This window comes from Saccharopolyspora sp. NPDC000359 (assembly GCF_040300525.1).
Taxonomy (GTDB): Bacteria; Actinomycetota; Actinomycetes; order Mycobacteriales; family Pseudonocardiaceae; genus Saccharopolyspora.
In genome coordinates, this window is the sequence record NZ_JBEPDU010000092.1 from 1 (window position 1) to 11257 (window position 11257).

Below are 11257 nucleotides of genomic sequence, written 5' to 3' on the forward strand. Positions count from 1 at the left end.
TCGACCTCGGACACGGACAGCGCGCCCTCCGGCACCGCCACCTCCGGCGTCGCGGGCGCCGGGAGCTCGCCGGCGGCGCTGCCGGTCGCCTCCGCGAGCACCCGCAGCGCGTCGAGCGCGTCCTGGTCGACGTCGGCCAGGGTGCGCACCTCGACCCCGTCGGGCACCGGGAAGCTGGGCAGGCCCTCGTAGCCGAAGAACGAGACCGGCGTCCGGGCACCGACCAGCACCAGGTGCGAGAACCCGTCCAGCGCCCGGAGGACGTCCTCCGGGAAGTACGGGATCGGGCGCACCGGCGGGTTTCCCGGGGTGCGGTCGACGCGGGCCGGGGAGCGTTCGGCGAACACCACACCACCGGCGGTGGCCGCGATGCGCGCGGCGGTGCGGACGCCCTCGGGGCCCAGCGCGCTCCCGCCGAGCAGGAGGGCTGGCCGCGCGCCGCCGCTGGTGAGCAGCTTGGCGACCTCGGTGACCTGCTGGTCATCGACTCGCGGCGGGCCGGGCACCGCCAGCACGTCGGCGGGCGCGCCACCCCGCTCCCACATGTGGTCGGCGGCGGCGATGAGCGTGGCGGGCAGCCGCTGCTGGCGGGCCGCGCGGTGTGCCTCGGCGAACTCCGCGGCGGCGGAGGCCGCGGACGTGGTGCGGCCCACCCAACCCGACACCGGACCGGCCAGCGACTCGATGTCGCTGGTCAGTGGCGCGTCGGCGGACTGGTGCCAGCTGGCGTGCTCGCCGATGAGGTTGATCAGCGGGGTGCGGGCGCGGCGCGCGTTGTGCAGGTTGGCGATCCCGTTGGCGAAACCGGGGCCCAGGTGCAGCAGCGTCATCGCCGGGGCGCCGGTCATCCGGGCGTGCCCGTCGGCGGCCCCGGTCACCACCCCCTCGGACAGCGCCAGCACCGCCCGCAAGCCCGTGACCTGGTCGAACGCCTCGACCAGCGGGATCTCGGTGGTGCCGGGATTGGCGAAGCAGACCTGCACCCCCGCGGCGACCGCGGTGGCCAGCAAGCTCTCGGAACCCTTCACGTGCCCCACTCCTCAGCGCTCCGACCCGTCCGCGCCGACGGATCTCGCCGAACATGCTGTCGGTCACCCGCCGCGCTGGCAAGGATCTCCAGGTCGGTAACGTGGGTAACCGGGCCTGTCGGACGTTGGAGGTGGCGTGTCCCGCGCACGGAGATTCGGAAGCCTGCTCGCGGCATCGGTGGTGGCCGTGTCGCTCGCCGGGTGCGCGACGCCACCGGCCCCGCCCGCTCCGGCCCTCCCGCCCGCCCCGGCCGTCGACGCCGAACCGGCGGTGTCCGAACTGGACATGCCGGAGATCCGCACCGAGCTGGTTCACTCCGAGCACCGCGGCACCGACACCCAGCTGTACTTGGCCTACCCGACCGGCCTGGAGTCCACCGAGAACCTGCCGGTCGTGCTCTACCTGCACGGCCGTGACGGCGTGGAGCCGACGCCGATCCCCTACGACACGCTGGCCTCGCTGGAGCGGCTGCACCGCGAGGGCCGCATCCCACCGTTCGCTTTCGCCGTGGTCGACGGCGGCTACAACCCGTACTGGAACGACGGCTCGGCCAACGGCGACCTCGCCGCGATGCTGAACGAGGAGCTGCCGGGCTGGCTGGCCGAACGCGGGTTCGGCGACGAGGAGGGTCTGCCGTTCGCCGTCGCGGGCATCTCCACCGGCGGCTTCGGCGCGCTGACCTACGCCGCGGACCGCAACCTGGCGGGCCAGCCCGTCTCCGCCGTCGCCGAGGTTGCCCCGGCGCTGCAGGTCAGCTGGGAGGGCATGCGGGAGAAGGAGGCCTTCGCCACCGAGGACGAGTGGCTGGCCGTCGACCCGCTGCACCGCCTCGACGACCTCGGGGACGTGCCGGTCGGCGTGTGGACCGGCGACGCCGACCCGTTCCTGGACGGCATCAACGAGCTCATCGAGCGGCACGACAACACCCCGGTGGTCACCTTCCTGCCCGGCGGCCACGAGGGCGCGGTGTTCGAGGCGGTGGGCACCGAGTTCGTCGAGTTCCTGGCCGGGGCGCTGACGAGCAGCCAGCCCTGAGCCCCGCTCAGTCCTCGTCCTGGTGCGCGAGCAGGTGCTGCAGCAGCAGGCGGTTGAAGCTGTCCGGGGCCTCCTCCGGGATCCAGTGTGAGACGTCCTCCAGCATCTCGAACCGGTAGGGCCCGGTGACGTGCTGGGCGGTGGCCAGCGCCGCCGTGGAGCCGATCGCCACGTCCTCGGTGCTCCACACGTACAGCGTCGGCACCTCGACCGGACCGATCCCACCGCCGTCGAAGCGCGCCGCGCGGTACCAGTTCAGCGCCGCGGTGAGCGCGCCCGGCTCGGTCAGCCGCTGCACGTAGTCGTCGACGTGGTGCTCCGGCACGCCCGGGTAGTAGATCCGCCGGAGCTTCTTGGCGTTGTCGGCCAGCAGCGCCTTCTCCGCGGTGGAGGAGCGGAAGCCCTGGATGTAGGCCGACCGCTGGGCCTGGTCCTCGTCGGTGCGCATCGCCGCGTTGAAGGGGTCCAGGTGCGGCACCGAGACGGCGGTCAGGGTGCGCAGCCGCTCGGGGTGCGCGGCCGCGGTCGCCCACGCCACCGCGGCGCCCCAGTCGTGCCCGACCAGGTCGAAGCGCTGCCAGCCGAAGTGCTCGGCGATGGCCAGCACGTCACCGACCAGTTCCGCCATCCGGTAGTCGCTGACCTGCTGCGGGCGGACGCCGGGGGAGTAGCCGCGCTGGTCCGGCGCGACCGCGAAGCACTCGGCGCCGCCGAGCACCGCGAGCTGCTCGCTCCACTGCACGGCGGCCTCCGGGAAGCCGTGCAGCAGCAGGACCGGGCGGCCATCGCGCGGACCGGCGGTGAGGGCGTCGAACTTCCCAGCGGGCGTGGGGATCTCGATGTACTCGGCCACGCTGGTCACTGTACTGCTCGGGCCCGCCGGACCGAGTACCACGACGCCGGGTGCCTCAGGCGGCGATCCGGTAGCCCCAGCTGCCGCGGTGGGTCCCACCCGGTGCCAGCGTGATCAGGCCGTCGCCGGTGACGAACGCGTTGGGCGCGCAGGTCATCGGCTCCACCGTGATGCCCTGCCGCTCCGGGCGGTCCGCGCTCGGGCTGTCGTCGGTGTAGACCTGCAGGTAGCCGTGGGTGCGGTCGACCCAGAGCTCGGCGGTGACGCCGTCCGGGCGGGCGAAGCGCACCACGGCGTCGCCGCCCGGTCCGCGGCGGAGGTCGGTGAAGGCGGTGTCCATCTCGGTCGCGCCGATCGGCCGGGCCCGGCGGTAGTCGTACTCGGTGCCCTCGACCGGCGCCGTCCCGGTCGGGATGAGCCGGTCGTTGACCAGGTAGTAGGTGCTGGCGGGCAGCTCGAGCACGACGTCGTCGATCCGGTCGCCGCCCGCGGCCAGGTAGGTGTGGTTGGCGGTGCCGAACGGGGCGGCGGTGCGGCCGACGTTGCGCGCGGTCAGCGTGCTGCGCACCCCGGTGCCGTCCACCGCGAACTCGATTTGGAACGCCAGCTGGAACGGGTAGCCGTAGGTCGGCGGCAGCAGGTGCTCCAGCACCACCCGGTCGTGGCGGTGCTCGACCGGCTGCCACTCCACGAAGCTCATCAGCCCGTGCAGCGCCGCATCGCGCTCCGGCTCGTTGATCGGGACCTGTAGCTGCTGGCCGTCGAAGGTGTAGCGGCCGTGGTCGATGCGGTTGGGCCAGGGCAGGATCGTCTTGCCCCGGTAGCCCTCGCCGACCTCGTCGGCGCGGTGCGTGAGCAGCAGTTCCACCCCGTCGACCTGCCAGGACAGCAGCGTCGCGGCCACCCCGGCGACCACCGCGCGCTGCCGACCGGACCGGATCTCGTACAACCGGCCGTGGGCGGTCGGCGCACCGCCGGGCGGCCGGGCCGCGGCCGGTCCGGCCAGCGCGACGGCCGTGCTGGCCCCGGCTGCGGTGACGAGCGCTGCGCGTCTGCTGAAGCGTCGCATCGTGCTTCCTCCAGTCCGGCGGTCGGCCCCGGGCGGAGCCGACCGGTCGGGTGCGGGGTTCGTGATCGCCGATCAGCCTGGCCCTGGCCGCCGGGCGGCGCCACCCGGTGTCAGGGCGTGCCCGCGTCGATGGCGGCGAGGTTGTGGGCGCGGACCGAGGCCAGGTCCGGCTTGAGGACCCGGCGGTCGTAGGTGAGGAAGCCGTTGACCTCGTTCTCCACGTCGGTGGTCTGGGTGTAGATCGCCGCGGCGAGCCCGTTGGCCTCGATGACGCGCACCAGCTCGTCGCTGACCTCGCCGTAGCGGCGGGTCAGCGCCTCCCGGCTGTCGGTCATCTCGTAGGCGCCCGGCTCGCCCGGCCACAGGTGGCCCTCCTCGACCAGCCCGAGCCCGCCGTACTCGCCGTCCACCACCGCGCGGCCGTCGCGCACCTCGGGGCGGCCCGGCCCGACGTAGGTGTGGTCGTCGTAGATGTCCCCGGCTCCGCTGTCGGGCAGCGAGTAGCAGCAGTTCACCCCGCTGCTGATGTCGATGAGCCGGGTGGGGTCGGCGCGCCGGGTCAGTTCGGCGACCTCGGCCGTCTCGAACTCGCCCCAGCCCTCGTTGAACGGCACCCACGCCACGATCGAGGTGACGCTGCGCAGCTGGTCGATCATCGCGGTGAGCTCGGTGCGGAAGTTGGCGCGCGCCTGCTCGCCCGGCGGCGGGTTGCTGCCCGGCGGGTCGGCGAGGTCGATCGGCAGCGACGGCATGTCCTGCCACACCAGCAGGCCCAGCCGGTCCGCCCAGTGGTACCAGCGGGCCGGTTCGACCTTGACGTGCTTGCGGACCATGTTGAAGCCCAGCCGCTTGGTGACCTCCAGGTCGTAGCGCAGCGCCTCGTCGGTCGGCGCGGTGTAGATGCCGTCCGGCCAGTAGCCCTGGTCCAGCGGCCCGTGCTGGAACAGGACCGCGCCGTTGAGCGCCAGCCGGGGCCGCCCCTGCTCGTCGGGCTTGAGCTCGATGGTGCGCAGTCCGGCGTAGCTGCCCACCACGTCGCCGGAGTCGAGCAGCCGGACCTGGATGTCGTAGAGGTGCGGGTCGTCGGGGGTCCACAGCCGCGGCTCGGCCACCGGCAGCCGCAGCGGGGTGCCCGCCCGGCCCTCTTCCCGCGCCACCTCCCGGCCGTCCCGGTCGCGGACGACGGCTTCGAACCGCTGCCCGCCGCGGGCGGTGGTGTGCGCGGTGAGGTCGAAGCCGGTCAGGTCCGGGGTGATGTCGAGCTTGGCGATGTGCTCCTGCGGCACCGGCTCCAGCCACACGGTCTGCCAGATCCCGGAGGCCCCGGTGTAGAGGATCCCGCCCGGCTGGTTGCGCTGCTTGCCCACCGGGTGCGGGTTGGCGTCGTTGCGGTCCTCCACTGCGACCTCGACCTGCTGCTCGCCGTCGGGGGTGAGGGCGTCGGTGATGTCCGCGCTGAACGAGGTGTAGCCGCCCTCGTGCACCGCCACCAGGCGGCCGTTGACCGACACCTCCGCCTTCTGGTCGACCGCCCCGAAGTGCAGCAGCACCCGCTGCCCGGCCCAGTCCGGCGGCAGCTCGAAGGTGCGCCGGTACAGCATGTGGTCGTCGTGCCGCTGGATGCCCGACAGCCCCGATTCCGGCGGGTAGGGCACCAGGACCTGCTCGGTGGCCTCCTCCGGCGGGGCGTCCCCGGCGCCGTAGGCCCACAGGCCGTTGAGGTTCAGCCAGCGCTCCCGGGTCAGCTGCGGTCGCGGGTACTCGGGCAGCGCGTTGTCCGGGCCGACCTGGTCGGTCCACGGCGTGGTCAGCGGTGGCGGCTTGGGCCGCCAGGGATCAGCGGCGGCCACGGCGGGCGCGGGGATCCCGGAGGAAGCCGCGAACAGCGCGGTGAGCAGCAGGGCGCGCAGCAACAAGGTTGCCTCCAGAACAAGGGAGCTGCCATCGGGGGTCCCGGCCCTCCGGAGGTGGCACGGCGCGCGGTGTCACCGGGGGTCGCAGCACCGGTGAGGAGGCGGTTCCCGCCGGAGGACCGCTGCCCGCACCGCCGCTCGAGCCCATGCCGGACCACTCCTCACCGCCGGGGCGATCTTGATCGAACACGGAGCACCATCAATCGACAACAATGACCATGAACGCACGGACAGTCAACGCGGCCGAATGAGGGCCCGCAAATCGGAGCAGCGGCGTGGATCCGCTGGGCGCAGCGGGGTTACGTTGTTGGCCCGCTTCAGCTTCGCGCCGATGTTGCCGAGCCCAGGAGGGTGTGCACGTGACCGAGTCCCGCAGTACCGCCACCGAGACGTTCCTGACCGCACGGGACTTCCTGCTGCGGCACCGCACCGACCACGACACCGCGCGGCGGGAGTTCCGGTGGCCACGACCGGCTGAGTTCAACTGGGCGCTGGACTGGTTCGACACCATCGGGGAGCGGCGGGACGGCACCGCGCTGTGGATCGTCGAATCCGACGGCGCCGAGCGCAAGGTGTCCTTCCGCGCCATGACGCGCCGCTCCAACCAGGTGGCGAACTGGCTGCGCGAGCTCGGCGTGGCCCGCGGCGACCGGCTGGTGCTCATGCTGGGCAACCAGGTGGAGCTGTGGGAGACCATCCTGGCCGCGATGAAGCTCGGCGCGGTGATTATCCCGGCCACCCCGCTGCTCGGGCCCGCCGACCTGCGCGACCGGATCGACCGGGGCCGCGCCAAGCACGTGGTGACCACGTCGGACGACGCGGCGAAGTTCGCCGACGTGCCGGGCGGCTACACCCGGATCGCGGTCGGCGACCCGGTTCCCGGTTGGACGTCCTATGCGGACAGCGCTGGCGCGGCCGAGGACTTCGCGTCGGACGGGCCCACCCGGGCTGACGACCCGATGCTGCTGTACTTCACCTCCGGCACCACCGCGCTGCCGAAGCTGGTGGCGCACACCCACACCTCCTACCCGGTCGGGCACCTGTCCACGATGTACTGGATCGGCCTGGAACCCGGCGACGTGCACCTCAACATCTCCTCGCCGGGGTGGGCGAAGCACGCCTGGAGCAACGTCTTCGCGCCCTGGAACGCCGAAGCCACCGTGTTCATTTACAACTACGAGCGGTTCGACGCCGCGGCGCTGATGGCGCAGATGCAGCGCTGCGGGATCACCAGCTTCTGCGCGCCGCCGACGGTGTGGCGGATGCTGATCCAGGCCGACCTGACCACCCTGGGCACCCCGCCGTCCAAAGTGGTCGGTGCCGGTGAGCCGCTGAACCCGGAGATCATCGAGCAGGTGCGGCGGGCCTGGCAGGTGACCATCCGGGACGGCTTCGGCCAGACCGAGACCAGCGTGCTGGTGGCCAACACCCCGGGGCAGCAGGTCCGGCCCGGGTCGATGGGGCGGCCGCTGCCCGGCTTCGAGGTCGAGCTGCTCGACCCGGTCACCGGCGAACCCGCCGACGAGGGCGAGATCTGCGTGGTGCTGCAGCCGCGCCCGGTGGGCCTGATGACCGGCTACGCCGACGACACCGAGCGCACCGCCGAGGTGACGCGGGGCGGCCACTACCACACCGGGGACGTCGGTTCCCGCGACACCGACGGCTACATCACCTACGTGGGCCGCACCGACGACGTGTTCAAGGCCTCCGACTACCGGATCTCGCCGTTCGAGCTGGAGAGCGTGCTGCTGGAGCACGAGGCGGTCGCGGAGGCGGCGGTGGTGCCCGCGCCGGATCCCATCCGGTTGGCGGTACCCAAGGCCTACGTGGTGCTGGCGGGGCAGCACCAGCCGTCCCGGGAGACGGCGCTGTCCATCCTGCGCTTCGCCCGCGAGCAGCTGGCGCCGTACAAGCGGGTGCGGCGGCTGGAGTTCGCCGAGCTGCCGAAGACGATCTCGGGCAAGATCCGGCGGGTCGAGCTGCGCCACCGGGAGCAGGAGTCGGCCGATGGGCGCGCCGGGGAGTTCCGCGAGGAGGACTTCCCGGAGCTGAAGGGGTGACGGCCAGGTGGCGCGCACCCCTGGTGCGTGCCACCCTTCAACTCGGCCTCCCGGAGCGCTCCGGTGGGCCGGGCGGAGGAGCGGCAGGGGGTGGTGCTGCGGGTGGGGGCCCGTTCTCGCCAAAAGGGGTCGCGCCGCGTGGCCCGGCATCGTAACATCCGGGGTCCGCCTCGCGATGGAATGGCCGAAAAGGGAAGGGGCCGACCGCCGCGGCGCCGCATTTATCGAATATTGGCCGACGCGCGGGTTGCGGAATTTCCAGTTGTTGTGGTAAGTGCCTTCCGCGCGGATTATACACAACTCGGTGACGTTCTGCACGCACCCAATCGTTACCCTCCGCGCAAATGCCCCGAATTGGCGCTGGTAGCGGCGCATTCATTTACCCAGGGTGACTTCGCGAATCACGCTATCATCGCATTCCGGTGATTAGCGTCACACGTTTGTACGCTTGCTTTGAGATCTCCTTCGCCTAGGTTGGTAAACCGACGCAGGAATTCCGCGTCAGCGCTGATCGGCAAAGGTGCCGATCGAGTGCGATCGGCGTTGCGATCGCGGCCTTGAGCGTTTCTCGGCTGCCCGCGCCGATCTGAGGTGTTGCCTTTTTCGCAGTGGCGACCCGGCACGGCCACGGCCGGGCTCGGGTGCGGATTCACGCGTACTCGAGTTGTGTGCGGTGGCGCATGACCAACGTGAGTGGTGGGAGTGAAGCATGGCCAAGAGCGTGGACGACCTGGACTCCAGCGCAGCAGGCTCCGGAACTCCGGATACCGCGGACCTGGTGGCGCGTGAGGAGCAGGTGTTCGGCGAGAATCCGTTGGAAGTGCGCGAGTCGGACCACTACACCCACGAGTACGTCGGCAGCTTCGTGGAGAAGTGGGACGAGCTCATCGACTGGAAGAAGCGCTACGAGAGCGAGGGCTCGTTCTTCATCGACCAGCTCAAGGCCCGCGGCGTGCGCTCGGTGCTCGACGTGGCCACCGGCACCGGGTTCCACTCGGTGCGGTTGCTGGAGGAGGGCTTCGACGCGGTCAGCGCGGACGGCAGCCCGCAGATGCTGGCCAAGGCCTTCAGCAACGGCCTGACCTACGGCGGGCACATCCTGCGGGTGGTGCACGCGGACTGGCGCTGGCTGAATCGTGACGTCCACGGCGAATACGATGCGATCATCTGCCTGGGAAATTCGTTCACGCACCTGTTCTCCGAGCGGGATCGGCGCAAAGCGCTCGCCGAGTTCTACGCGATGCTCAAGCACGACGGCGTGCTGATCATCGACCAGCGGAATTACGACGCGATTCTGGACAGCGGTTTCTCCTCGAAGCACACCTACTACTACGCCGGCGAGGACGTTTCCGCGGAGCCGGATTACATCGACGAGGGCCTGGCGCGCTTCAAGTACACGTTCCCGGACAAATCTGAATTCTTCCTGAACATGTACCCGCTGCGGAAGAACTACGTGCGGCGGTTGATGCGCGAGGTCGGCTTCCAGCGGATCGACACCTACGGCGACTTCCAGGAGACCTACCACGACGAGGAACCGGACTTCTTCATCCACGTCGCGGAGAAGAAGTACCGGCCCGACGAGGAGCTCTCCGACGTCTACTCGACCGCGGTGCACACCGCCCGCGACTACTACAACTCGGCGGACGCGGACAACTTCTACTACCACGTCTGGGGCGGCAACGACATCCACGTCGGCATCTACCAGACGCCCGACGAGGACATCGACGCCGCGTCCCGCCGGACCGTGGAGCGGATGGCCGCCAAGGTCGAGATCACCCCGGACACCCGCATCCTCGACATCGGTTCCGGCTACGGCGGCGCCGCCCGGCACCTGGCCGCGACCTACGGCTGCAAGGTGTCCTGCCTGAACCTCAGCGAGGTGGAGAACGCCCGCAACATCGAGTTCAACCGGGCCGCCGGGCTCGACGAGCTGATCGAGGTCAAGGACGGTTCCTTCGAGGACATCCCGTTCCAGGACAACGCCTTCGACATCGTCTGGTCGCAGGACGCGATCCTGCACAGCGGTGACCGGGAGCGGGTGCTGGAGGAGGTGACCCGCGTGCTCAAGGGCGGCGGCTCGTTCCTCTTCACCGACCCGATGGCCGCCGACGGGGCCCGCGCCAAGGACCTCGGGCCGATCCTGGACCGGCTCAACCTGGACACCATGGGTTCGCCGTCGTTCTACCGCCGCGAGCTCGCCCGGCTCGGCCTGCAGAACTTCGAGTTCGACGACCTGACCGAGTACCTGGCCGTGCACTACGGCCGGGTGCTGGAGGTCCTGGAGGACCGCGAGGCCGAGCTCGCGGACAAGATCAGCGACGAGTACCGGACCAAGATGAAGACCGGTCTGAAGAACTGGGTCTCCGGTGGCAAGGCGGGCAACCTCGCCTGGGGCATCATCCACGCCCGGGCCTGAGACCCCCCGGTGCCGTAAATGGTCACCGCCGTACGCAAGGATCACAGCCGCAGCAGTGTGAGGTGAGGAGCAGTCGTGAGTGAGATCAACCGCAGGTTGTTCACCAGTGAGTCGGTGACCGAGGGACACCCGGACAAGATCTGCGATGCGATCAGCGACGCCGTGTTGGACGCGTTGCTGGCCCAGGACCCGAAGTCGCGGGTGGCGGTGGAGACCCTGGTCACCACGGGTCAGGTGCACGTGGCCGGTGAGGTGACCACCCAGGCCTATGCCGACATCCCGACCATCGTGCGGGAGAAGATCCTGGAGATCGGCTACGACTCCTCCGCGAAGGGCTTCGACGGTGCCTCCTGTGGCGTCAACGTCGCGATCGGCTCGCAGTCCCCGGACATCGCCCAGGGCGTGGACACCGCGCACGAGTCGCGCGTCGAGGGCGCCGAGGACGAGGTCGACAAGCAGGGCGCCGGTGACCAGGGCCTGATGTTCGGCTACGCCTGCACCGACACCGACGAGCTGTTGCCGCTGCCGATCGCGCTGGCGCACCGCCTGTCGCGGCGGCTGACCAAGGTCCGCAAGGACGGCGTGCTGCCCTACCTGCGGCCTGACGGCAAGACCCAGGTGACCATCGAGTATGCCGGTGACCAGGCCGTCCGGCTGGACACCGTGGTGCTGTCCACCCAGCACGCCGCCGACATCGACCTCGAGGGCATGCTGACCGGCGACATCAAGGAGAAGGTCATCGACCCGGAGATCGAGCGGGTCGGGCTGGACTCCTCGGACACCCGGTTGCTGGTCAACCCGACCGGCCGGTTCGTGGTCGGCGGTCCGATGGGCGACGCCGGGCTGACCGGTCGCAAGATCATCGTCGACACCTACGGCGGC

The 11257-nt window shown here is 70.8% G+C and carries 8 protein-coding genes; 4 read left to right on the top strand and 4 right to left on the bottom strand.

Going from position 1 to position 11257, the window contains the following annotated elements; genetic code table 11:
• The coding region (locus tag ABT324_RS32705; protein WP_351185559.1) for an acetolactate synthase large subunit at nucleotides 1-1028 on the bottom strand (1028 nt) is incomplete at its 3' end.
• Nucleotides 1029-1164: 136 nt separating this feature from the next.
• On the opposite strand from ABT324_RS32705, the gene ABT324_RS32710 reads away from it, so the two are divergent.
• A complete protein-coding gene (locus tag ABT324_RS32710) occupies nucleotides 1165-2064 on the top strand; it encodes an alpha/beta hydrolase (protein WP_351185562.1) in 900 nt (299 codons plus the stop codon).
• 7 nt (nucleotides 2065-2071) lie between these two features.
• Here the strand turns inward: ABT324_RS32710 and ABT324_RS32715 are convergent, their stop codons facing one another.
• The 3 genes from ABT324_RS32715 to ABT324_RS32725 all read right to left on the bottom strand — a co-directional run bounded on the left by ABT324_RS32715 (nucleotide 2072) and on the right by ABT324_RS32725 (nucleotide 5851).
• On the bottom strand, nucleotides 2072-2917 hold the full coding sequence (locus ABT324_RS32715) for an alpha/beta fold hydrolase (RefSeq protein ID WP_351185565.1): 846 nt from the start codon (nucleotides 2915-2917) through the stop codon (nucleotides 2072-2074).
• 55 nt (nucleotides 2918-2972) lie between these two features.
• A complete protein-coding gene (locus ABT324_RS32720) occupies nucleotides 2973-3986 on the bottom strand; it encodes an aldose 1-epimerase family protein (protein ID WP_351185568.1) in 1014 nt (337 codons plus the stop codon).
• Nucleotides 3987-4096: 110 nt separating this feature from the next.
• A complete protein-coding gene (locus ABT324_RS32725) occupies nucleotides 4097-5851 on the bottom strand; it encodes a glycoside hydrolase family 2 protein (RefSeq protein WP_351185580.1) in 1755 nt (584 codons plus the stop codon).
• A gap of 407 nt (nucleotides 5852-6258) precedes the next feature.
• On the opposite strand from ABT324_RS32725, the gene ABT324_RS32730 reads away from it, so the two are divergent.
• The 3 genes from ABT324_RS32730 to metK all read left to right on the top strand — a co-directional run.
• Nucleotides 6259-7959, top strand: a complete 1701-nt coding sequence (locus ABT324_RS32730) for an AMP-binding protein (RefSeq protein WP_351185571.1) — start codon at nucleotides 6259-6261, stop codon at nucleotides 7957-7959.
• Nucleotides 7960-8668: 709 nt separating this feature from the next.
• Complete coding sequence (locus tag ABT324_RS32735; RefSeq protein ID WP_351185574.1) at nucleotides 8669-10375, top strand: glycine/sarcosine N-methyltransferase; 1707 nt, start codon at nucleotides 8669-8671, stop codon at nucleotides 10373-10375.
• Nucleotides 10376-10450: 75 nt separating this feature from the next.
• On the top strand, nucleotides 10451-11257 hold an 807-nt coding region (gene metK, locus ABT324_RS32740; RefSeq protein ID WP_351185577.1), incomplete at its 3' end, for a methionine adenosyltransferase.

What these genes read in the sequence shown, in the direction of transcription:
- ABT324_RS32720 (WP_351185568.1), bottom strand. Translation starts at nt 3,986, where the DNA reads ATGCGACGCTTCAGCAGACGCGCAGCGCTCGTCACCGCAGCCGGGGCC.
- ABT324_RS32735 (WP_351185574.1), top strand. Translation starts at nt 8,669, where the DNA reads ATGGCCAAGAGCGTGGACGACCTGGACTCCAGCGCAGCAGGCTCCGGA.